This is a genomic window from Alistipes sp. AF14-19, from assembly GCF_003461645.1.
Taxonomy (GTDB): domain Bacteria; phylum Bacteroidota; class Bacteroidia; order Bacteroidales; family Rikenellaceae; genus Alistipes; species Alistipes shahii.
Window position 1 is genome coordinate 60,325 of sequence record NZ_QTXM01000003.1, and the last position, 21,409, is coordinate 81,733.

A 21,409-nucleotide genomic window follows, 5' to 3' on the forward strand; every position below is an offset into this window, starting at 1 on the left:
CTTATCTGAAATTATTGAACATCCCGCCCGCAGCGTTGAAGTTGCTGTTATTGTCGTTCTGCTGCCGGTTGCGGTCCTGATCGCGCTTCGGACCCTCCTTGGCCCGTTTCTCCGCCTCGCGGCGCAGGCGCTGCGACTCGCGTTCGTCCAGCAGGCGCGAGAGCGACTGCATCGTGACCGGCGCGAAGATCCGGTTCATGTCCATCGAGAATTCGATCTCCCAGTTGGTCTTCGTGGCGAAGGTGTCCTCGCCCTGGTCGTTGGCGTAGATCTCGGCCCGCTCGGGCTGGAGACGTTCGACCACATTGCCCGAATCCCACTTGCCGTTGCCGTTGCGGTCCTCGATGACGCGGAACTTGATCTCGCCGGCGGGAACGTAATTGAACCGGATGTCGCCGGTCGTCACGTCCCGCTTCTCCTGCTTGAGCGCGTTGCTGCCGTCGAGCAGCTGGACGATATACTTCGTGCCGTCGTCGCGGCCCCTGACGTGGATGAGCACCGTGGCGAATTTCTCGGGGTCGAGAACCGTGTACTTCCTGATGATCGAGTCGTTGGAGAGGCCCGCAACGTCGGTAATGGCGCCCTCGGGGATGGTCAGCGTATACTGTCCGCCCAGCTTCCACGGGGCGCGGACCTGCCAGCGGCGCAGCATCCCCGTATCGCGCACCATGCGCACCGGAATATCCTCGATCGAGTTATCCTCGAGCAGGCGCGTCAGCAGCAGTTCAGCCGAATCGAGCTTCACGAGCGGATAGTCGAAATCGACCGTCAGGTGATTCTCGGGGTTGATCTCGCCCGAAGTGGGCATCTTGAAGGCGAAGGGGTTCTCCTTCTTGGGTTCCACCCACTCCTCGCCCGCGGCCTCGGCCTTGCGGCGTTCGCGTTCGAGTTTCTCGCGTTCGCGCTCCTGCTCCTTGGTCTCGATCAGACGCCAGGCGAGCTTCAGCGGCTCGGTGACCTCCTGCAACTGGTTGACGGTGTCGTGTTTGAAATAGGTGATCTCGCCCTTGATCGTATCGGGAAGCGACGACGAGGGGACGTTGAACCACAGGGCGATCGTATCTCGGCCCACGGTCTGCGGATCGACGATCACCCGGTCGGCCGGAATGCTGTCGAAACGGAGCCGGGTGATCTTCGGACGCGCCGCGGCGAAGTAGAGCATCGCCTTGTGCTGCAACGGCCGCTCGGTCTGCGAAAGCACCTGGCGGCGGAACGCCTTGTCGGTGAACATGCGGAAATAGAGCTGCGGTTCGGCGGTCACGTACCGGCGGATCGAGTCGTACCACATGCCGAAATCGGGCATCTCGGCAGGGTTGTAGGTCCCTTCGAGGAAACCCACCTGGTCGCTACCCGGCTCGTACATCTGATTGTCGTTCTTATCCTGAACGGCATAGACGCGGTAGGGGATCGGCTTGAGGTTCTGGGCGATGAAGATGCCGTTGTTCTCGGCACGGGCGATGGCCGCGGGTTTGTACTTGAAGATCGTGGAGTCGTATCCGGCGACCTGCTCGACCGAGTCGGCCGGGAAGAACCAGATGAAGCTCTTCGACACGGAGTCGGCCTTGTAACTGTCGGCCGTATAGCCCGAAAGGACCATCGAGTCGATCTCGGGACCCGTCGAGAAGACGTAGCGCATCGAATAGAGCGGGTTGCCCTCGTTGTTGTCGCGGATGGCGCTGCCGAAATTGAGCGCATAGGTCGTATTCGGGGCCAGCGTGTCGCGCAGCTGCACGACGATGCCCCGGCCGCGCAGGGTGATGAGCGGCTTTTTCTTCATCGCCGGCGAGGTGAAGAACTCCTTCTGCTGGTCCTTGAGCTGCACGAACTCATCGAACTCGATGTAGATCTTCCCGTGGCCGACCGTCGGCCGGCCGGTCGCGAAGTTGTCGGGCGTCATGTTCACGATGACGGGGGGCAGCGAGTCGCGGGGACCTCCCGTGGGGGTCATCATGCTCGCACAGCGGCTCATAAGGGCCGAAGCGAAGAGCAGCGCCACCGCAAGGCGCAGCACGTTAAGCATATGTCGCGGAGTGTTCATCGGCGTCGGGATTGTGTTTGGGGTTTCGTTTCAGGCGCGCGCGACGCATCGACGAAGCGCCAGCCGTCCTCGACGTAAATCCACGTCGCACGCCACGGACGGAAGACCACCGGCAGGGTCACGGTCTCGCCTTCGAGGTCGACCACCTGTTTCGAGTAGGCGTAGAGGCGGTTGGTGCGGTCGACCACGACCACCATCAGGGTCGAGGAGCTGACCTCCATCTTGTAAAGCCCGGTCTCCTTGTCCTCGTAGGCCGAGAACGGCGTGGCGGGCGGGGTGACGCCGGCGGTTTTCGCCGTGAGCTTGCCCGACACGGCATCGTCGTACGAGGCGATGTAGAACGCCGTGGTGTCGGCGGCATAGGCATACGCCTTCACGTTGGCGATCTCCGAGGTCTCGCCGCCCTCGGCAAGCTGGACCGAGGGGTCGATCAGGCAGTCGAGGTAGACGGGAGGCGCATAGAACTCGTTGTAGAAACTCCAGTTGCCCTCCTTGTAGGAAAAACCCTTCCAGGGTTTGAAAATCAGCGACACGTAGAGGTTGGGAAGGTTCACGTCCAATTCCTGCTGTGTATAGGCATAGACCCTGTTTACCGGGTCGACAGCCACGACCATCTGCGTCTCGGCCGAAAGCGGCATCTGCACCCAGCCCACGGTCCCCTCCCGCACGCAGGGTTCAGCCGCGGCGACCGGGGAGGCGATCCGGTCCGAAAGGTCGTCCTTCCGCGCAATGACGCCGTTGAGCGCATCCTCGTAGGAAGCCACGGTGTAAAAGGCCGTATCGGCGTCGAAAGCATAAGCCTTCAGCCCCTCGAACGGCTCGACAGGATCGACCGTCTGCGCCTGCGCAAGGGGTTTGAGGACGTAGTTCGTCTTGTACGACACGTCCTTGAAACACCCCGCGAGCAGCGCGGCGGCGGCCAGAAGCGGTAATATTCGTTTTGCCTTCATACCCGTTCTATTTGTTTCGGAGCGCGTCGAGCATCTCGCCGACGGTAGCTCCCGTCACGGGATGCCGCCGCTGGCGCATGATCTCGCAAAGCGGCACCAGCGCGAATTCCCGCTCGGCGAGCAGCGGATGGGGAACCGTGAGGCGTTCGTCGCCGATCACCTCGTCGTCGTAGAAAATGATGTCGATGTCGATCGGCCGCGAGCAGTAGACGGCTCCGGAAGAGGCCTTCTCGACCGCCTCGGCGGCGCGGTTGCGGCCCAGTTCCCGCTCGATCCGCTGGCAGGCGTCGAGCACCTCGTGCGGCGTGAGGTCGGTGGAGACCTCCAGCGCCTGGTTCGAAAAACGCTCCGCGGCCGGGAATCCCCACGGCTCGCTTTCATAACGGTGAGAGCAGCGCAGCACGGCCCCCACACGGGAGTTGACAAGCTGCTGCGCCGTTTGCAGGGTCCGTTTCACATCGCCCTGATTACCGCCTAAAAGAAGTGCCACACGTGCCATAAATCACAAATGTTTTATCATCTTGCTCACCGAGAGGGCAAAATGGGTGAATACGATCGTCGGATTGCCGTTCTGCGCAATCTGCGCGGCGGCGCTCTCGATCTCGGCGATCAGCGGCTCGATATTCCGCGGGCCGACGAAAGGGGCGAATTTCGAACAGAAAGCCAGCTCCTCGCCCCAGAGATAGCTGACCTCGCGGATACCGGCATGGAGCATGAAGCTCTCGCGCAAAAGCCGCGCCGCATCGCGCAGAAACGCCCGCTGCTGCTCGCGGGTGAGCTGCGCGGCATCTTCGGCCCAGGCGACCAGTTCGAGGTGCCGGTCATTGTAGCTCAAACGCATGAGGCTGCAAAAAAGGTCGAAATGCTCCTTGCGCATCGCATCGCTCTCGCCCGCCACCAGATGGCCCAGTTCCAGCAAATCGCCGCCTGCCAGGCGCGCCATGTTGCGGGCTTGCAGCGGATCGGCCACGCCCCGCTGCTGCGCCACCCGCTCCAGCACGTCGGACGCGATGCGCGGCACGCAGACCTCCTGCGTACGCGAAACGATCGTCGGCAGCAGGCGGTCGGGATGTTCGCAGACCAGGATGAAAAGCGTGCGGTCCCACGGCTCCTCCAGAATCTTGAGGATCTTGTTCGCGGCCTCCTCGTTCATCGCCTCCGGAAGCCAGATCAGCATGGTCTTATAGTCGGCCTCGAAACTCTTGAACGACAGTTTGCGGATGATCTCGTCGGCCTCGCGGGCCGCGATCATGCCTTTGAGCGTCTTGCCCAGGTCGAGACGGTCGTACCAGTCCTGCGGCGAGAAGTAGCCCCCGCGCTCGGCGAACAGCGCGCGGAACTGCGGCAGGAACTCGTCGCTGCGCATCACCTCTCCCGACTTCTTGCCCTGTTTGTTGACCGGGAAAACCAAATGCAGGTCGGGGTGCGCCAGCGCCGCGATCTGTCGGCAGTCGGGGCATTCGCCGCACGAGTCGCCGCCCGAGCGGTGGCGGCAGCAGAGATACTGGACATAGGCCACGGCCACGGCCAGCGCCCCGGAACCCGCCGTACCCGTGAAGAGCTGGGCATGGCTCACGCGACCGGCATCGACCGACTGCGTCAGATGCCGTTTCAAATCCTCCTGTCCTGTAATGTCCGCAAAACGCATTTTACTCCTTATTTTTCATCCGCCGGAAGGTCTGCACCCCGGCAATCGTCAGCAAACCCGCGAAAACCACCGCGAGGATCACGGTCCGCGCCGTGCCGCGCTCCAGCTGGAGCGCCCCGGCCCCGCAGAGGAAAAGCGCGAAACTGGCGCCCATCACGGCGATTTTTCCGGTCGTCTTCTTCATGTTCAGTCTATTTTCGAACCGCTTCGGCCCGGATGATCCGCACGTCCTCCAGCGGCCGGCCGACCGAATCGGTCGCCACGCCCTGAATGGCCTCCACGATCTCAAGCCCCTCGGTCACACGGCCGAAAACGGTGTACTGTCCGTCGAGGAACGGCGTGCCGCCGGTGGTTTCATAGATCGTCCGCAGGGAATCGGGGATCACGATCTCCCCGTTCGTCGCAGCGGTCACGCTCTGCTGAATCCGGTCGAGCGTCGCTCCGTCGAAGGGCTTGCCCCAGACGATGTAGAACTGGCTGCCGGAGGATTTCCGTTCGGGGTTCACCTCGTCGGAAGTCCGGGCCGCGGCCAGCGCGCCGCGCGTATGCGCCAGCGCCGGATAGACGATCTCGGCGGGAATCAGGTAGCCCGCATCGGACTCGCCCAGCATCGTGCCCGCCGGGGCGCGGCGCGAGGCGGGATCGCCCGCCTGGATCATAAAATCGGCGATCACACGGTGGAACAGCACCGAATCGAAAAACCCTTCGCGGGTCAGTTTCAGGAAATTGTCCCGGTGAAGGGGCGTCCGCCCGTCGAGTTCGATGCGAATGTCGCCCGCCGTGGTATGCAGCAACACCTCGGCCGGGCCTTCCGGACGGGACTGGCCGCAGGCGGCGAGGAGCAGGAGGGCCGAAGCCGCGGCTGCGATTCTGGGGAAAAGTCGTTTCTGCATACTCCGATTCACTTTTTACCTGTGCAGGAATGCGCGCAGCATCGCCCCCAGGTCGATCCGCTCGCAGCGGACGAGGTAGGCGGCATACAACGCAAAGAGCACTATATTAAACGCATAGCTTACAAACATATTGTCCGCAGAGGCGGTCAAAGCCTCGCAAACGGCGAAAACCGCGAGCGCCGCGGCGACGTATTCGCCGATGCGCCGCCAGTCGTAGGGCGTCGGGTAATAGCGGCGGTTGAGCCACCAGCTGACGGCGACCATCACCGTTTCGCTCGCCAGGCGCGCCCACGCGGCCCCGTAGTAGCCCCACAGCGGGATGAGCCAGAACCCGAAAGCGACGATGGCGACCAGTCCCGCACCCGTGACGACGATGGCCAGCGACGTGCGCTCCTCGCGCTTGTACCAGAACGAGAGGTTGAGCCACACGCCCGTCAGCACGTTGGCCCCGAGCACCACCGGAAGGATGAAGATACCCTCGCGGAAACTGCGCCCCACGATCAGCGCAAACACGTCGCGGAACAGCGCGATGCCGAGGAAAATCAGCATCGAGGCCATGACGTAGTATTTCAACGCCGCGGCGTTCATCGCCACGAAGTCCGATTTCCTGAAGTTCGAGAGGAAGAACGGCTCGGCGGCCAGGCGGTACATCTGGTAGAAGAGCATCATCACCACGGCGATCTTCGTGATGGCCCCGTAGATGCCCAGCTGGGCCATGGCGCCCTCGGGAACGAGGTACTTGATCAGCTGCCGGTCGATGAACTCGTTGGCCGTACCGGCAAGCCCGCCCACCAGCAGCGGCAGCGAGTAGGCGAAGATCGCGGCGAGCAGCGCCCAGTTGATCTTCGGAACGGTGCGGTCGGCGGTCCCGAGGATCGCCAGCCACGTCACGACGCTGGCGATCAGGTTGGCGACGAAGACCCATCCCACGCCGAAGTCGGTGGCGAACAGCCCGGCGGCGCCGAACCCGAAGGCCAGCGCCACGTTCAGAACGACGTTCATGGCTTTCAGCCCCACGAACGTCATGGCCCGGCCCTGTTCGCGCAGCCGCGAGAAGGGGATGCAGGCCCAGACGTCGAAAAGGATGATCAGGCCGACCCAGACGACGTATTCGGGATGCGCGACATACGCCTCGCCCATCATGCGGGCGATGCCGTCGCGGAAAAAGGCCGTCGCCAGGAAGAACACCGCCGCGGCGAGCGACGTGACGCCCCACGTCGTGGCGAAAAGCCGCCGCTTGGCCGCCTTCACATCGCCGCCCGCCTCCTCGGCCTTGGCCGAAAAACGGAAATAGCTCGACTCCATGCCCATCGTCAGCAGCGTGAGCGCCAGCGGGATAAGGGCATAGATGTCGGTGACGACGCCGTAGGTCTCCTGCCCGAACACACGGGTGTAGTAAGGCGTGAGCAGGTAGCTCAGGAACCTTACGACGATGGTGCTGATGCCGTAGACGGCAGTTTGTTTGGCCAGTTTTTCGAGCATGACGGAGGCTTATAGCCCGGCAAAGATACAAATTTTAGCCGGAAACCCCGCATTGTTTCCCCTTCTTTCAGAGAAAGAAGGGAAAGGCGGCCGCGCCTTTTCGTCGGCCGGGAAGGGAACCGCGTCTCTTCCGGAACGCCTTACCGCGACGCCGCGAGCGACGAGGGCGTGACGCCCTGCGAGTCGCGCGCCCAGTCGCCGCGGGCGCGGAGCACCTGCTCGACGATGTCGCGGACGGCCCCTTCGCCGCCCCGGAACTCCGAGACGTAACGCGACGCCTCGATCACCTCCGCCGCCGCGTCCGCCGGGCAGACCGGAAGGCCCACTTCGCGCATGCAATCCAGATCGGGGATGTCGTCGCCCATGTAGATCACGTTGGCCGGATCGAGCCCCTGGCCCGCCATGTATTCGCGGATGGCCGTGATCTTGTCCATGCAGTCGACGTAGAAATGGTCGATACCGAGCATCCGAAGGCGGTTTTCGAGCGTCCGGCCCCGGCCGCCGGTGATGATGCAGACCTTGTAGCCGATCTTGATCGCGTAGGCCAGCGCATAGCCGTCCTTGGCGTTGTAGCGGCGGATGAAGTCGCCGTCGGGCGTGGGGATGATGCCACCGTCGGTCATCACACCGTCGACGTCGAAGACGAAGGCTTCGCAGCGCGCTATATCTTCTTTGAAGTTTCCCATATGCTTTGACTTATCGTTGAGTAGATGTTTTTCAGTCGGAGGTCGAAGGCCAGCAGGTCGCCGTGGCGGGCCTTCGTGGCGAAATCGTTGCGCACGGCGGGTCCCGTCTGCACGTCGAGCGGCGAACGGGCGTCGCAGGCCTTGGCCGCGGTTTCGGCGATCAGCGGTTTCAGCACGTCGAAATCCAGCCCCGCACCGCGGACGATACGTTCGCCCACGGCATACATGTGATTGGCGAAGTTGCAGGCGAAAACCGCCGCGAGATGCACCTTGCAGCGCTGTGCCGAGTCGGCCCAGATGACCGTCCCGGAGAGTTTCCGGGCGAACGCCTCCAGCTCCGGACGCAGTTCGGGCGACGGCGCTTCGAGAAACACGGGGATCACGGAAAAGTCCGCTTCGCGCCCTCTGGTGAAGGTCTGCATCGGATAGAAAACGGCACGCCGGGCGAATCGTTCGGGGATGGCCGTGACCGGCACGCTTCCGGCCGTGTGGGCCACCGCAGCCTCTTCGGGAATCGGGAGCGTTGCGGCCACCTCCGCCACGGCGCGATCGCTGACGGCGATCAGGTAGATGTCGGCATCCTTGCGGAGCATTTCGGGGCGCGTCTCCCAGCCGGTCGCGGCCAGCTCCGCAACGACGCGCGCCCGCTCGGCGTTGCGGGCGAAAATCTGCACGAGTTCCAGTTCGCTCTTGGCGACGGCGCGGGCCAGCGCTTCCGCGAGGTTCCCGCTGCCGATGATGACGGTTTTTTTCAATTCAGAATTCATAATTACAGCAGGTCGGTCAGCCGCACGTTGTCCTGCGACCGGCGGGCCGACTCTTTGAGCGTCTCCAGTTCGCGGTCGATGCGCGCCAGTTCGGGCGTCTGCCCGAGGTCGAAAGTGGTCTGCCCCGACCGTTCGACCGCCTCCAGCACGCCGTAGACGGTCATCGACGCGATGTCGTGCGCCGGAGTGAAGGCCGTTTCCCGCTCGCCGTCGCCGCTGCGCACGGCGATCAGCTGCCCGGCCTGCACGAGCTGGAACAGCACGTCGTTGACGATGCGCGTGGGCAGGTCGAGGCGTTCGCGGATCTCGTCCGCAGGCAGCGCCCCGCCCCGGTCGCGGAAATTCCGCACGACGGTGAGCATCACCGCGAGCAGCACCTTGCGCCGCTGGTCGTAGCTGATCAGGAGCGATTCGCGCTCCTCGCCGAAACGCGCGATATTCTGATAGGCGAACGACAGCTCGCCGCCGAAAAGGAGTATCTCCCACGAGGTCTGCATCCAGATCAGCAGCAGCGGCAGGGCCGCGAAACTGCCGTAGATGGCGTTGTACGAGGTCATCCACCGCTGCACGTAGACGTAGCCCCACTGGAAGAGCAAGAAAATCGTCCCGGCGACGATGCCGGCCATCAGGGCGCTGCCGAAACGCACTCTGGCGTTGGGTATGACGATGTAGAGGAAGGTGAACATCACCCAGATGACGATCATCGAGGCAAGGTGCGACAGCAGGTTGAAATACCAGCTGTCGTCGAATCCGAGCAGCTGCTCGGCATAGTTGCCCACGGCGTTGGCCACGATCCAGAGGATCGGCACGATCATCACCACGGCGATGTAGTCGGTCCACTGGCGGGTGATGCTGCGCTCGACCTTGACCTCCCAGATGTTGTTGAAGGCGCTTTCGATCGACCCGAAGACCCGGATCACGGCCCAGAAAAGCATGACCAGCGCCACGGCGGCCACCACGCCGCCCTGCGTACGTGCCAGGGCGTTTTCGGCGAAGTTGACGATGTAGTCGACAATGTCGGGGTTTCGGGGGAAGAGACCGTAGAGGTTTTCGATCAGTCCGTCGGCCAGCCCGAATCCTTTCACCACGGCGAATACCACCGCGAGAATCGGCACCAGCGACATCAGCGTGTAGAACGTGAGCGCCGCCGAACGGACGATGGTTCCGTGTTCGAGCAGGCCGCGGGCCGTGTAGAACAGCAGGCGGTATTGCTGCACGAGCCACCGCACGACGGGGTTGCGCCATTCGGTGACGTCGCGCCGGAAAATCGTGTCGGTGAAGTATGTCAGAAAATCGCTGAATTTCATAAGTCGCAGCCTGGCAATCAGGCAAATGTAGCTATTTTAAACGGATAACCCAAAAATCGTTCCCGATTTTCGTGAAGGCCAGCCGCAGGCCGGCCCCGGCATGCAGCCCCAGGCGGCGCATCAACTCCTCGGCAGCGAGCGGGAAATCACGCTTGAGCACCTCCGCCTCGCGGCCTTTCAGTTCGCGCTTGAGCCGTTTGGGATCGTAGGGTTCGATGCTTTCGACGGCGAAGGTTCGTCCCAGCACGCCTTCCGGCTCCTCCACGGCGAAGCCGTAGCCGTTGTCGCTCCAGATGTCGGCTTTTCCCGCAAGGTGAATCCGCGCGAGACGGGCCTTCTGCAACGACACGTCGGGGATCACCAGATAGCCGTAACGCTCCGGGTCGAAACGGCCCGGAGGGGGTGCGGTCTCGCCCGGAGCGGCCGAAAAACTCCCGCGCCCGAGAGCCGTGGCGGTGACGAGCGGTCCCGAGCCGTCGTCATAGACCACGACCTCCTTGCATTCGTCGCCGAGCGAGAGCACCTCCACGCGGCTGTCGGGAAAGAGCCGGAGGGCCTCGCCGACGTCGAACAGCGGGGAGTTCTTGACGCACAGACGCCCCGAAACCTGCTTCAGACGCGGCTTCAGGGCGACGATGTCGGGCGAACAATCCTCCAGCCGCACCAGTTTGCGGCCCTTGTCCGAACGGCGGTCGGGATCGGCGTAAATCCAATCGAAACGCAGGCCGTCGCGTCGGAGATACTCCTCGGCGGAGGCATTCACTACGTCGACATTCGCGACGCCCATTCTGGAAAAATTCTCCGCGGCCACGCGGGCCAGCATTTCATTGCGTTCGAGCGTCACCACACGGCGGAAGCGGCGGCTCAAAAAAAGGGCGTCGGCACCCAGCCCGCAGGTGAGGTCCAGCACCGTGTCGCCTTCGAGGAGTTTGTGGGCGGCGCACGCCTCGCTCGACGCCTGCTCGAAGGCCAGCGGCGGCAGGATGCACTGCGCCGCGGCGTACGAAGGGAGTTTCTGCGCAGCCCGCGCGAGGTACTTGACCTGCGTGGCCACGAGCCGGGCGTGGGGGACGGTGCGGTCCAGAGCCACCTCCAGCGGGTCGCGGCCCCGTGCGGCGGCGACGGCGCGCCGCACTTCGTCCGTGAGCAGGAGGGAGTATTCTTCGGGGGTAATCACGTCCGCAAAGGTACGTTTTTTTTCGGTTCGCCGCTCCACGCCGCAAGGGTCGCAAGCGCAAAAACGGCGTAGACCGCCGCCGTCGGCCATCCGCCGAGGGTGTAATCGGCCGCACCTCCGGGCAGCGAGGCGGTCAGCCGGGCCAGCGCGCTGATCCCTTCGGCGGCGCTCCCCGTGACGAACCCGAACGCCGGGGCGAGGAATCCGACGGGTGCGAGCATCCACAATGCGCCGCCGAACACCACGACCCCGGCCAGCGCGATGGCCAGCGGATTGACCACCAGTCCGGCCAGCGGCACGACGCCGAACGTGTGCGAAACGAGCGGCGCAGTGGCGGCAGTCGCCACGAACCCGATCAGATAGGCGTCGACGACGACGTTCACGCCCTTCCACCGGGTCCGGCAGCGGCGGCAGAGCGGCACGCCCCAGGCGAGGATGGCCGCCACGGCGACGAACGACAGCTGAAAACTGATGTCGCCCAGCCAGTTGGGATTCCAGACCAGCATCCCGAATCCCGCCGCGGCCAGGGCGTTCAGCCCAACGTATTCCGACGCCGAGGCCAGCGCCGCCTGCAGGACCGTGCACATCGCCGCGGCCCGGACGGCGCTGGGCGGAAACCCCGCCGCCGCGACGAAAAGCCACACGGCAACGGCCGCCAGCAGGTTTTTCAGCAGGTGTCCCCGCCTGAAAAGCGGCAGCCACCACAGCGCGAGATTGACCAGCGCGAAAACGATCCCCGTGTGGAGTCCCGATACGGCCAGCAGGTGCGACAACCCGCTCCGGGAGTACGCCGTGCGGAGTTCGGGCGTGACGCCGCGCCGCTCGCCCGCCGCCATGGCCTCGACGACGGCCGCAGCCCCGGCGCTCATCGGCAGCCGGGAGAGCCTTTCGACCGCCCTGCGGTGCAGGCCTGCATGCCGGTCCGGAAGCCGTTCGAGAAGCGTCCGCTCCGCAATCCACAGGGTTCCGGCGTAGCCCCGCCGCGCCATCAGGCGGCGATAGCTTTCCGCACCGCCGCGAAACGGCCGCACCGCGCCCCGGCAGCGGATGCGCTCCCCGGCATGCAACCCCGCAAGCGAATCGGCGTATAGCCGGATACGGGCGTCCGAAGCGTGCCAGCGTCCGTCGGCCGGATCGCGCCATGCCGCCACCGACGCATCGGCGACGGCATAACGGCCCCGGTCGGCCGGAAACCCCTCGACCGTAACCTCATAGACCGTGTGCACGCCCCGCGGCACGGTGGCCCGGGGCGCACGGAACTGCGCCGCGGCGAACCCCGCCGTGAGGATCATTGCGGCCGTGGCGGCCGACGAGCGCAGCGACAGGGCCAGCACGCCCGTCACGACGAAAGCCCCTGCGAGAAACCACAGGGGCAGTTCGTAGCGGTCCGCCAGCGCGATTCCCGCGGCGAAAAACACGAGAATCTTGAGCATCGGCATACGGTCGAGCCGGTCGGGCAGGCGGGAAATCTTCATCCGGACAGTCTATTGAGCCGTAAAGATAGCAAAATCAGTCGGAAAACAGCGCCCAGCCGCGCTCGATTTCGCCGCGGTCCGCCGCCGTGCCGTTTTCCACGCGCGAGATGGCGGCGGCCAGGGGGATCATCGTCGCCGGGTCGAGCGTGTCGAGCGGCTCGTCGGGGTCGATGCCCGTGTCGGCGGCCACGGCGCGGATGTAGGCTTCGGTGTGATTCTCCACGGGCGGCGCCCAGCGGGAGATCATCCCGCGGACGGTCCGCAGGCCGTGGCGGACCCGGTAAGTATGCAACAGCACGAAGACGGCCCGGTAGCCCCAGGCCAGCGACTCGAACTGCTTGAAGGCCGGGTCCCGGGAGGGCTGCACTTCGCCCTTGTAACGCACCTTCGACTGCCGGATGTTCCCCGGATTGCAATTCGACAAACCCCTACTCATCGCCTGCCTCCTTCCGGATGCGGCGGTGCACGTAGCGGCGCAGCCAGCGGAACAGCGGAGCGTCGGAGAGCTGCGCGGCGTTTTCGAGAAACGACCACAGTTCCACGCCGCAGGTGAACCCCGTAAGAAGCCGCGCGAGGTTCAGCCGCATGAAATCCAGCACGCAGCTGTCGATCAGCCACGCCATCGAGATCGCCGTGAGCGCGAGGGCGAGCTTGAGCACCGTGCGCCACGCCTTGCAGCTCTCGAAATACCATGCGCGCCCTTCGCGGAGGGCCGCAGCGCGGTCGGCCGCCACTCCCGAGAGGAAATCGACGCCGATGAAGACGACGGTCGTGGCCGCCAGCGGCCCGATCGGTGCGAACAGCGCGGCGATCCCCGCCGCCACGCCGCTAACGAATCTGAACAAAGCCTCCATCGGTCGTACAGCGGTTGAAGATGTCGTTTTCGGGATCGTATTCCGGGAATTCATCCCGGTGTGCGCGAAGGTGCTCCGCGGCGCGGTGCAGCAGCGTGCGGGCCTGGGCCAGCAGGGCGCGCCGCAGGTGTCGGCGGGCCGTGTCCCCGGCCGGCTGGGCATAGGCGGATTTCGGAGCCGTCGTGCCGCACTGCCCGGTGCGGACGTCGAGCCGCGGCTGGAGGACGGCGCGCGTGAAGAGGGCTGCCGGGGAGGCGAGGTATTCGGTCCGGAAATCGGGATAGGAGCCTGCGAGGAGCTTTTCGTAGAGCGCCCGTCCCACGACGGGGACGATGTGACGCTGTTCGGCTCCGGCAATGTCGGCTTCGGCAATGATCTCCGGCGGCAGGTATTCCCCTTCGCCGAAGGCGAGTTTCAGCACCTGGAGGGGTGTGACTAACGTATTCATAAGGTGGAAGGTTAAAAGTGAAAAGTTGAAAGTTTGCCGATGTCACGTGATGAGAATCCCGCTCGGCAAAAAGCGTAAAGCGGTTTGAAACCGCTTTCAGGGGCGACGGCAGGATACTGCGATCCCGTTCTGTGCAAGCACCCATAAAACAGGCGTCTCACGCCTGCGCCGCCTTTGGCGGCGAAAGATCCCGGCCCGATGCCGGAGCCGTGAAACGAAGGCCCGGCTAAAAGTGGCAAGAAACGGGGCCGGGTTGCTTGCAAACCCGCGAATAGGCGCCCGTTTCGAACGTTAGACGGGACAAAGTAGGCAAAGGCATCCGCCGGGGAGTTTTTGGGTACCTTTTTGCGGAAAAAAGGTACAAAACACCCGCGACATCGTCGCGGATTTCTCTGTACTTTTGATGTCAACCGACGCACGCAGCACGAGCAGAGACCGCTTGCGGGCTATGCCGTGCCAGAAGGAGGAAAACGAGCGTAGCGAAGTTAAAAGCGCCAAAACCATCCGCATGTCGCTTTTCGCGGCAAAAGCGGCAGAATGCCCCGCGGAAGCTATGCATTTTATTCGATACTTCTAATATTATACTTCGTAATCTCGGATAAAAACGCCTGCTGGCGTTCATCCTCCGGGTCGTAGTCGAGTCCGTCGGCCTTGCGGGCCTCCCAGACCTTCATGTAGATGGGTTTCGAGCGGGTCGGCGGGCGGTTGACGATTTGCAGCGACGTCGTGTCCAGCCCCAGCACCGAGGCGATGACGGCGCGGATCGGCTCCGTCAGCTCGTCCTGCTCGGCGAGGATCACCGTGTTGAGCGCCACCTCGTATTCGTGCAGAATGCGTTCGGCGCTGAATCCCGCAGCGTAGTCCAGTCCGCTCAGCGTCCGGAACCACGAGTGGGCCACGACGATGTCGCCGACGGCCTGTTCGTGCAGCGCCTGCCAGTCGCCCTCGTTCTGCGCGGCAATGGGGATGAAGCGCGAATTGTCATCCTCGCCGCCGTCGCGGATGACGAACATCACCTGCCCGGGGTTCCCGGCGAACTTCTGTTCGGCGAGCCGCACGATGCGTTCGGCCTCGGCCTCGTTGTCCACCGACGAGTCGAGCATCATCACGCCCGACAGCTGGAACGAATTGTCGAGGCGCGAGATGTTCCAGCGGTCGGTCTTCCAGGCGATCGCCGAGACGCTGAACCCCGCGATGTAGGGCGGCACGCCGTAGTGTTCGAACATCGGTTCGTAATCCTTGTAATGGACGATCGAGCGCAGCGTGCCGTCCTCCTGCGCTTCGAAGTCGGGGTAGAGCGGCAGCGAGCGCGCCTCGGCGGGCTTGAACGCCGCCCAGTCGTGGTGCAGCAGGACGTGCTTCGAGTCGCGGGCCACGCGGCAGCGCGAGGCGTCCTGGTGGTAGAGCGACAGAAAGGTGTGCCCGGGGTCGGTGACCGCTTCGAGGAACGCGTTGCCGAACAGCGACTTGTCGAAGGCCAGTTTGCCCAGCACCTGGCGAAGGCTCTCGCCCCGGCCGTTGACGCACCGGACGAAGGCCGCCAGCTGCGGCTGCTGCGCCTCGTCGCACGTGAATCCCTTGCCGGAGATGTAGTCGGCCTTGTCGTTGATGATGCGCCGGTGGGTCGTCGAACGCCGGGCCATCAGCGCCAGCGCCGCCGGGAAGAGGTTGTCGTCGCCCCAGCGCCAGAATTTGTCGCTCTCGACCCGCGACGAACCCAGCGCATAATAGGGGTCCGTGCGGTCGGCAACCCCCACGGCCGTCTTGATTTTTTTCGTTTTGCTCATGGCGTTTTTCGGATTTCAGGGACGCGGCATCCGCGGGGAAAGCCCCTGCGGATGCGCGTTCCCGGGTTTTTACTGCTTGTATGCAAAGGAGATCAGCGCCTCGTCGAGGATCTGGGTTCCGGCCATGAAGACCGCACGCTGGCGGTTCTCCATCTCGTCGGGGTTGTACCACATGCGCACCTCGTTGCCGGGCATGTCGGCCGTGTTGACGGCCAGCACGAGGTTGCGGCGGTCGGTGAGCATGACGAACGACTGGCGGAAGGAGGTGGCGCCGAGGTAGCTGCCCAGCCTTACGTCCACGACCGGAATTCCGTGGTAGGCCAGCGTCCGGCGGCCGTTCATCGCATCGGCGTAGGCCGCGTCGGCGCCCTTTGCATCGAGGTACTTCTCGTAGAGGCGGTAGATGTCCGACGAGACGAAGTAGGCCAGCCGGTCGTCGGCCTTGAGGCCCGGGATGCGGGGATCGGCCCCGGCCCACAGCTTGTCGAACAGCTCGACCACATAGGCCGGGTCTTCGAGCGCGGCCGCCTGGTAGGAAAAGTTATAGACGCCGTCGTCGTCGACCAGACCGTTGATGCGCTTCAGCAGTCCGTCGAAGGTGTTGTAACCCGACGCCGCGGAGGTGTCGCCGATCCACATCGTGACGCGGATATTCTCGGCGAGGGCCTGTTTGAAAAGCGCCGTTTCGGCCTGTTCGAGCTCCGTGCCCGAGAGGTCGTCCATGTGGGTGTTGACCAGCGACGAGACCTTCTCGTAGACCATCGAGAAGTAGTTGGCGGCCGAGAATCCCAGTTCGGCCTTCACCCGGTTAAGATTGACCGTCTTCTCGTACTTGGTCGCCGCTTTGCCCCCGGCCCAGCCTGCGGAGGTGAATTTCTGGAGGATGTTGCGCTGGCCGTCCCAGAGCTGGACGTGCGTGGGCTGGGGCATGTTGTAGAGTACGCGCACGCCGAGGTCCTGCGCCGACTCCCCGGTGAGCATCGGGCGGAAGAAGATGTTTTCGAGGTCGGAACCGGTGTACTGTTTCGAATTTTCGAGGTAAGTCATGGTTGTTTTTGGTTTTAAATGGTTGATGAATTTGGTTGTTTGTTTTGCCTCCGCAGGGCGGGTATCGCCGGACTTCCATTTTAGGCCGAAACCTCCTTTTGTTCCTGACCGGCAGATTTTCGATTCGCCTCCGGTGAATCGGCAGCCCGAAGCCCCCCCGCTTGGCAATTTTCAATTCTTAATTTTTAATTGCGCATGCGCCTGGCGTCTTCGGCATAGGCGCGTTCGTTGGCCGAGCGGACCGTGTCGCCGCAGGAAGGGTCCTCGCGCGGCTGCGTGGAGGTCGGCGCGGCCTGCCGGCGGGCTTCGTCGGCCGCAACAGCCGAACGGCTGCGCAGAGCCTGCACCTCCCCGTCGAAATGGAGAACGTTGCGGTCGGCGGGAAGCGCCGGGCCGGGCCGCAAACCGATATTGGCCAGCAAACGCTCCCAGCCCCGGGCGATATTCCGCGCCAGCGAGGACGCCGGCTGCTCCGCAGCTTCGACCACTTTGTCGGCCAGTCCCGCCGCAACGGCCTCCTCGGGTGCGAGCCAGCGGCCGTTGCCGTTGTTCTCGGCCATCAGGGCCTCGAACTCCGCGGCCGGACGCCCCGAACGGGATGCATAGACCGCGGCGATACGCGCATCGGTCTGGTGCAGCAGGTCGATCTTCCCGGCGATCTCCGCGGCATTTCCCTCGGTCGAACAGATGGCCGTGTGGATCAGATAGAGGGCATTGGCCGACAGGAGACGGCACCCCTCCGACGCCGCCTGGGCGATGATCGTCGCAGCCGAGGCCGTATAGCCGTAACAGCGGGTCGTGACCCGCGCCGGGAGCTGCCGGAGCGCGTCGTGGATCAGCAGCGCGTCGTTCACGTCGCCGCCCGTCGAGCGGATGTTGACCACCACCTCCGGGGCCTCGATCTCCGCAATGCGCCGCAGGGTGTCGCGGAAACGCTCGTAGGTCGCCACCCGGGCGTCAGGCTCTTCGAACTGCCACTCCTCGGGTACGCCGATGGTCCCTTCGATGTCGATCTGGCAGACCCCGGCCGTGTTGTTGATTTGAATTTCCGATTTCATGATTAATGTTTGTAAGTGTTGTAAAATGCGTTGCGCACCTTCTCGTAAGAGCAGCAGAATTTCCCGGCTGTGACCTCGAAGGCTTCGCAACGGGACATGCCCTCCTTTTCGAGCCGCCCGATTTCGTCACGGATCGCGCGCTGTTCACACCCCCGGCGACTGACCAGCCCCAGTTCGAACAACCGCAATACCGCCTGCCGGGTCGTAAGCCCCCGGACCTCCCGAAGCACCGCTTCGGCCAACAGTTCGTCGTGCCGCGTCATCAGTCTTCCATGAGGCGGTTGAACGTGCAGCGCACCGAGGCTTTCGCCGGGTCGTAGTCGCCAACGGCGTGCAGCGCGGCCCGCACCACGCCCGCTCCGGTGTCGATGCGGAAGACCGAACGGATGTCCGGCGCTCCCGTTCCGGGCGTCAGAAGGGCTTCGAATTCGTGAGGCGCGAGCCGCAGCGAGAGGATGATCCGCTCACGGGAGGCCTCCCGGCGCACCTGCCCGTCGTAGAAGCGGTGCAGCCCCTGTTGTCCGTCGCGGTCCTCGAAACAGAGCGTGAACCCCTCCGCAGCGTCGTCCCCCGCGAAATGGAACGCCGCGAGCGGATACTCCGAACGCCCCGAAGGATACCCCCACCGCTCGTCGCCGGGCAGCGGATGCATCCCGGCGTAGCGGACGATGCGGAGCGTGAAGTTGGTTCCGTCCTCCTCCGCGTCGTCGCGGTCGCCGACCTCGGGAATCAGCGCCGACGGCGCATTGAGGTAATGCCCCGCGGCATTCAGCGAGGGACTGAACAGCGGATTGCGCAGCACCTTTTCGCCCTGCATCGCGGCGTAGGAATCCGCCGCAAAACTCCACGCCCCGAGCGGAGCCTCCTCCCCGGCGTCGAAGCGCGCCACCGCGCCGTCGCCGTCCCGGTACCGCCACGTCCGCACCTCGTGAATCTCCGGGGCGACCGGCCGCCGCTCGACAGGCTGCGAAAAGTCCGTCCTGCCGCTCCAGTCCGTCTCCGGCCCCGCACCGAAAAACTCCCCTTCCGGCTCGATCCAGACCCTCCGCGTCGCCTCCTCGGTGTAGAACCGCAGGTTGAACAGATGCGCGAGGGCATCGAGCAGTTCCGACTGCCGGATACGGTGCTGCGCCACGTCGGCGAATGCGATCCGCGACCCGAATCCCGGAGCCGAGAGGAAGCGCGGCCGCAGCGAGCACTCCTTGTGCAGGGTCAGCGCCATCCCGGGCTCCGCCCCCGCGAAGTAGATCAGATTGAAATACTTGGGCGATGCGGGCGAAACGCTCTCGGCGGCCGTGCGGAGCCGCACCTCGACCATCGTCTGCCCCGTCTCGCCGACGTAGCCGTTGTAGAGCGCCCAGTCGCCGCGGTAGGCGACCCACTGCGAACCGCTGCGGACCAGCAGCACGGGATCGGCGACGGTCCCCGAGGCCGGGGTGGTGACCTGCGCCGAACGGGCCGCAAAGTCGGTCCACACCGTGCCGGGCACGCCGTTGCGGGTGTAGGTCAGGCGGTACTGCGCCCCGGCGAGGTGATCGAAAACCAGCGCGCGGTAGGTGAAATTCGGCGCAACGGCCTCGCGGAGGTCCCTGTACCGGTTGGCCAGCTCGAACCGGAACTCGGCCCCGGGACCGAGATACACCGTATCGAAGCCCTTGAGCCGCGTCCGCGAGACGATGCGGTGGGCGGTGGTGTATTTCAGGCGGTATTCGAACCCGACGCTGATCTCCGTCGGCGGCGTGAAGACGATCTTGCCGTTGTCCGTCGAGAAACAGTTGCCGTTGTTGAAAAGCCCGTCGATCGCCTCGCCGTCGGCGTCGACGCTCTGGGGCGTGGCCGTGTCGACGATGTTGCCCACGGTGTTGGCGACGGCCTTGGGGTTGGCCGAAACCCGCCCCAGTTCGTTCGCCGCAGCCGTCGCTGGAGCCAGCCGCCGCGCCGAGAAGCCCATGCGGCCGGCCGCCGCCGTGGTGTCGCGCGAGGAGTAGGCCCCGCTCATGTAGAGCGACCGGAAAAACGCCGATTCGAAAAAGCGGCTCTTCACCTCGTAATCCGCCTCCCGAAAAATCTGCCCGACGAGCGTGGCGACGTGCAGGAACGGGTGGTAGTCCTCCACCGAGAGCAGGCGTTCCGCCGGAAGCAGGTCCGAGGAGCTGTTCTGCCGACGGTATTCGTCGCGGTGGATGGGGAAGAACTTCACCGGGGAGTCGTCCGTCCAGCTCTCGACGATCGCCGTCGGGGTCAGGACATTGTCCCACGCCACCCCCAATCGGGAAAACATGCGGCGGGCGGCATTTTCGGCCCATCCGGCCCCTCCGTCGCGGATTTCGAGCGTGTACCCCTCTCCCGACGCGGCCAGCAGACGCACCGTTCCGCCGATCAGCACCGAACCTTCGGCCGACAGCTCCGCCGTGTGGAGCGCGTCGTTGAACCCGCCGGCGGCGTGCGGGTCGCAGGCAAACCCCACGAGCGCATCGTTGCGCGGCGTCGCGGGAATCGGGATTTTCAGCGACCGCCCTTCGCGGCAAGCCTCCGGATCGGCGAGCCGTGCGGCATCGTAGCCGGGAACGGCAATGCTCCCCGCCTTCAGGTCGCAAATCTGTCCGTCGATTTTCAGTTCCATGCTGCGTGTTTTTTACGTTTGGGGCGAATGGCGATCTCCAGACAGCTCAACGTGCCGCGCCGCTGTACGACGGCCTCTTCGGTGGCGATGTCTACGGGTATATAACGCTTTTCGGTGACGATCCATGCCGCTGCCGTCGCTGTCAGTTCGGCCAGCGGCTCCAGCATGCTCCGGGTCTCGTAGGCCGATACGAGCACTATTTCGCGGTCTGTTTCCGCCGCCGCGACCACACGTCCCTGCGGACCCTCCGCCTCGCGCCTTTCGGTGCGCACGGTTGTCGTCCGCACGATGGGAAAGGTGTAGTGCTCGACCGATCCGGCGCTGCTCCGCCAAGCCAGCCGCACCTGTCCCTGAACGGCCGGAGTCACGGAATAGACGACCGTGCCGCACGTCCCGGCATCGACCGTCACACGCTCCGCGCCCGGGAAATCGCGCATGTCGAGACGAAACAGGTGCAGCCCCGCCTCGCTCGCGCGGTAACTTTCGGCCGTCGCGGTGTCCCCGGCCTCGGCCGTCACCGTCACGATGCAGGGTCCGTCGGTCAGCAGCGTCAGTTCGTCGCATGCGTCCTCCGGGATCAGACGCACGAGCGGCATCGAGGTCCGCAGGCCGGGCGTTCCGGGGGCGTCGCCGGGCAGAAACGTGCGCGCCGGAGCGACCGCCGCGGCCGCTTCCCCATCCGTCCCGGCAGCCTCGACGACGGCCGTGACGGTCCGTCCTTCGGCGGGGTAAAATCCGGTCCGCCCCGTTGCGGGCGTGAAATGCAGCCGTCGCCGGAGGTAGGGCGCCGCATCGAACGCGGCCTCGGCGACGGCCGCAAAACGTTTTGCACCCAGCAGCGCACTGCCGTCGCCGACCGGTCCGCGCGTGCCGGCTCTGTCTGCACCGCCGGGCGAGACCGCCGCGCCGATTCCGGCTGCGGACCCGGCCGCCGCATCGACGATGCGGATGTCGATGTTTCCGGCCGTCTCCTGACTGACGGCGTAGCGGAGTTCCCCGCCGAGCGGGGCGTACTGTTGCGGAATTCGAGTAAATAGCATAATGGATTTTTAAGAGAGATGACTGTATTCATTCGCCGCAGGACACGGCGCAATGCGGCATGCGGATGCTTTTGACACTTCCGGCATCACAGGCACAGAGGCGACCGGATTGTTGACAACGGGTTTAAA

General features: G+C 64.5%; 21 protein-coding genes. All 21 read right to left on the reverse strand.

Annotated elements, in window-relative coordinates; translation table 11 throughout:
* Position 1: 1 nt before the first annotated feature.
* Positions 2 to 2,038: an Ig-like domain-containing protein gene (locus DWW03_RS04010; RefSeq protein ID WP_022061087.1), complete on the reverse strand. Its 2,037-nt coding sequence runs from the start codon at positions 2,036 to 2,038 to the stop codon at positions 2 to 4.
* Complete coding sequence (locus tag DWW03_RS04015; RefSeq protein WP_015546839.1) at positions 2,035 to 2,988, reverse strand: hypothetical protein; 954 nt, start codon at positions 2,986 to 2,988, stop codon at positions 2,035 to 2,037. Before DWW03_RS04015 ends, DWW03_RS04010 begins: the two co-directional genes overlap by 4 nt.
* Positions 2,989 to 2,995: 7 nt before the next feature.
* Entirely contained in the window at positions 2,996 to 3,487 is a 492-nt protein-coding gene (folK, locus tag DWW03_RS04020; protein ID WP_022061088.1) for a 2-amino-4-hydroxy-6-hydroxymethyldihydropteridine diphosphokinase, read from the reverse strand.
* A 3-nt stretch (positions 3,488 to 3,490) separates the two neighbouring features.
* Positions 3,491 to 4,636, reverse strand: coding sequence for an ATP-binding protein (locus tag DWW03_RS04025; protein WP_118406355.1), 1,146 nt, complete (start codon positions 4,634 to 4,636; stop codon positions 3,491 to 3,493).
* 1 nt (position 4,637) lies between these two features.
* Entirely contained in the window at positions 4,638 to 4,820 is a 183-nt protein-coding gene (locus DWW03_RS04030) for a hypothetical protein (RefSeq protein WP_015546841.1), read from the reverse strand.
* Positions 4,821 to 4,827: 7 nt separating this feature from the next.
* Positions 4,828 to 5,529 carry a peptidylprolyl isomerase gene (locus DWW03_RS04035; protein WP_015546842.1) on the reverse strand — a complete coding sequence of 234 codons (702 nt, stop codon included), beginning with the start codon at positions 5,527 to 5,529 and terminating at the stop codon, positions 4,828 to 4,830.
* A 15-nt stretch (positions 5,530 to 5,544) separates the two neighbouring features.
* Positions 5,545 to 7,011, reverse strand: coding sequence for a lipopolysaccharide biosynthesis protein (locus tag DWW03_RS04040; protein WP_022061090.1), 1,467 nt, complete (start codon positions 7,009 to 7,011; stop codon positions 5,545 to 5,547).
* A gap of 140 nt (positions 7,012 to 7,151) precedes the next feature.
* Positions 7,152 to 7,697, reverse strand: a complete 546-nt coding sequence (locus DWW03_RS04045; RefSeq protein ID WP_022061091.1) for a KdsC family phosphatase — start codon at positions 7,695 to 7,697, stop codon at positions 7,152 to 7,154.
* Positions 7,673 to 8,452, reverse strand: a complete 780-nt coding sequence (locus DWW03_RS04050) for a Rossmann-like and DUF2520 domain-containing protein (RefSeq protein WP_118406423.1) — start codon at positions 8,450 to 8,452, stop codon at positions 7,673 to 7,675. The genes DWW03_RS04045 and DWW03_RS04050 overlap by 25 nt, the downstream gene beginning before the upstream one ends.
* 14 nt (positions 8,453 to 8,466) lie before the next feature.
* On the reverse strand, positions 8,467 to 9,771 hold the full coding sequence (locus DWW03_RS04055; RefSeq protein ID WP_022061093.1) for a YhjD/YihY/BrkB family envelope integrity protein: 1,305 nt from the start codon (positions 9,769 to 9,771) through the stop codon (positions 8,467 to 8,469).
* Positions 9,772 to 9,802: 31 nt separating this feature from the next.
* Positions 9,803 to 10,948, reverse strand: a complete 1,146-nt coding sequence (locus tag DWW03_RS04060) for a THUMP-like domain-containing protein (protein ID WP_022061094.1) — start codon at positions 10,946 to 10,948, stop codon at positions 9,803 to 9,805.
* Positions 10,945 to 12,423: a ComEC/Rec2 family competence protein gene (locus DWW03_RS04065; RefSeq protein WP_118406356.1), complete on the reverse strand. Its 1,479-nt coding sequence runs from the start codon at positions 12,421 to 12,423 to the stop codon at positions 10,945 to 10,947. Before DWW03_RS04065 ends, DWW03_RS04060 begins: the two co-directional genes overlap by 4 nt.
* Before the next feature lie 34 nt (positions 12,424 to 12,457).
* On the reverse strand, positions 12,458 to 12,859 hold the full coding sequence (locus DWW03_RS04070) for a hypothetical protein (RefSeq protein ID WP_022061220.1): 402 nt from the start codon (positions 12,857 to 12,859) through the stop codon (positions 12,458 to 12,460).
* Positions 12,852 to 13,277, reverse strand: a complete 426-nt coding sequence (locus tag DWW03_RS04075) for a phage holin family protein (protein WP_015546846.1) — start codon at positions 13,275 to 13,277, stop codon at positions 12,852 to 12,854. The genes DWW03_RS04070 and DWW03_RS04075 overlap by 8 nt, the downstream gene beginning before the upstream one ends.
* Positions 13,252 to 13,725, reverse strand: a complete 474-nt coding sequence (locus DWW03_RS04080) for a hypothetical protein (protein ID WP_022061219.1) — start codon at positions 13,723 to 13,725, stop codon at positions 13,252 to 13,254. Before DWW03_RS04080 ends, DWW03_RS04075 begins: the two co-directional genes overlap by 26 nt.
* A gap of 560 nt (positions 13,726 to 14,285) precedes the next feature.
* The gene (locus DWW03_RS04085) at positions 14,286 to 15,512 is read right to left on the reverse strand and encodes a phage portal protein (RefSeq protein WP_022062678.1); all 1,227 of its coding nucleotides are present in this window, start codon (positions 15,510 to 15,512) and stop codon (positions 14,286 to 14,288) included.
* Positions 15,513 to 15,581: 69 nt separating this feature from the next.
* A complete protein-coding gene (locus DWW03_RS04090) occupies positions 15,582 to 16,559 on the reverse strand; it encodes a hypothetical protein (RefSeq protein WP_022062677.1) in 978 nt (325 codons plus the stop codon).
* 185 nt (positions 16,560 to 16,744) lie between these two features.
* Positions 16,745 to 17,617, reverse strand: a complete 873-nt coding sequence (locus DWW03_RS04095; RefSeq protein WP_118406357.1) for a Clp protease ClpP — start codon at positions 17,615 to 17,617, stop codon at positions 16,745 to 16,747.
* A 2-nt stretch (positions 17,618 to 17,619) separates the two neighbouring features.
* A complete protein-coding gene (locus DWW03_RS04100; protein WP_022062675.1) occupies positions 17,620 to 17,880 on the reverse strand; it encodes a hypothetical protein in 261 nt (86 codons plus the stop codon).
* Entirely contained in the window at positions 17,880 to 20,240 is a 2,361-nt protein-coding gene (locus tag DWW03_RS04105; RefSeq protein WP_022062674.1) for a hypothetical protein, read from the reverse strand. The genes DWW03_RS04100 and DWW03_RS04105 overlap by 1 nt, the downstream gene beginning before the upstream one ends.
* On the reverse strand, positions 20,231 to 21,280 hold the full coding sequence (locus tag DWW03_RS04110; RefSeq protein WP_015546852.1) for a hypothetical protein: 1,050 nt from the start codon (positions 21,278 to 21,280) through the stop codon (positions 20,231 to 20,233). The genes DWW03_RS04105 and DWW03_RS04110 overlap by 10 nt, the downstream gene beginning before the upstream one ends.
* Between the last annotated feature and the right edge of the window lie 129 nt (positions 21,281 to 21,409).

What these genes read in the sequence shown, in the direction of transcription:
- DWW03_RS04045 (WP_022061091.1), bottom strand. Translation starts at nt 7,697, where the DNA reads ATGGGAAACTTCAAAGAAGATATAGCGCGCTGCGAAGCCTTCGTCTTC.
- DWW03_RS04030 (WP_015546841.1), bottom strand. Translation starts at nt 4,820, where the DNA reads ATGAAGAAGACGACCGGAAAAATCGCCGTGATGGGCGCCAGTTTCGCG.
- DWW03_RS04110 (WP_015546852.1), bottom strand. Translation starts at nt 21,280, where the DNA reads ATGCTATTTACTCGAATTCCGCAACAGTACGCCCCGCTCGGCGGGGAA.
- DWW03_RS04015 (WP_015546839.1), bottom strand. Translation starts at nt 2,988, where the DNA reads ATGAAGGCAAAACGAATATTACCGCTTCTGGCCGCCGCCGCGCTGCTC.
- DWW03_RS04065 (WP_118406356.1), bottom strand. Translation starts at nt 12,423, where the DNA reads ATGAAGATTTCCCGCCTGCCCGACCGGCTCGACCGTATGCCGATGCTC.
- DWW03_RS04075 (WP_015546846.1), bottom strand. Translation starts at nt 13,277, where the DNA reads ATGGAGGCTTTGTTCAGATTCGTTAGCGGCGTGGCGGCGGGGATCGCC.
- DWW03_RS04100 (WP_022062675.1), bottom strand. Translation starts at nt 17,880, where the DNA reads ATGACGCGGCACGACGAACTGTTGGCCGAAGCGGTGCTTCGGGAGGTC.
- folK (WP_022061088.1), bottom strand. Translation starts at nt 3,487, where the DNA reads ATGGCACGTGTGGCACTTCTTTTAGGCGGTAATCAGGGCGATGTGAAA.
- DWW03_RS04055 (WP_022061093.1), bottom strand. Translation starts at nt 9,771, where the DNA reads ATGAAATTCAGCGATTTTCTGACATACTTCACCGACACGATTTTCCGG.
- DWW03_RS04070 (WP_022061220.1), bottom strand. Translation starts at nt 12,859, where the DNA reads ATGAGTAGGGGTTTGTCGAATTGCAATCCGGGGAACATCCGGCAGTCG.
- DWW03_RS04095 (WP_118406357.1), bottom strand. Translation starts at nt 17,617, where the DNA reads ATGAAATCGGAAATTCAAATCAACAACACGGCCGGGGTCTGCCAGATC.
- DWW03_RS04080 (WP_022061219.1), bottom strand. Translation starts at nt 13,725, where the DNA reads ATGAATACGTTAGTCACACCCCTCCAGGTGCTGAAACTCGCCTTCGGC.
- DWW03_RS04090 (WP_022062677.1), bottom strand. Translation starts at nt 16,559, where the DNA reads ATGACTTACCTCGAAAATTCGAAACAGTACACCGGTTCCGACCTCGAA.
- DWW03_RS04035 (WP_015546842.1), bottom strand. Translation starts at nt 5,529, where the DNA reads ATGCAGAAACGACTTTTCCCCAGAATCGCAGCCGCGGCTTCGGCCCTC.
- DWW03_RS04105 (WP_022062674.1), bottom strand. Translation starts at nt 20,240, where the DNA reads ATGGAACTGAAAATCGACGGACAGATTTGCGACCTGAAGGCGGGGAGC.
- DWW03_RS04040 (WP_022061090.1), bottom strand. Translation starts at nt 7,011, where the DNA reads ATGCTCGAAAAACTGGCCAAACAAACTGCCGTCTACGGCATCAGCACC.
- DWW03_RS04010 (WP_022061087.1), bottom strand. Translation starts at nt 2,038, where the DNA reads ATGAACACTCCGCGACATATGCTTAACGTGCTGCGCCTTGCGGTGGCG.
- DWW03_RS04085 (WP_022062678.1), bottom strand. Translation starts at nt 15,512, where the DNA reads ATGAGCAAAACGAAAAAAATCAAGACGGCCGTGGGGGTTGCCGACCGC.
- DWW03_RS04025 (WP_118406355.1), bottom strand. Translation starts at nt 4,636, where the DNA reads ATGCGTTTTGCGGACATTACAGGACAGGAGGATTTGAAACGGCATCTG.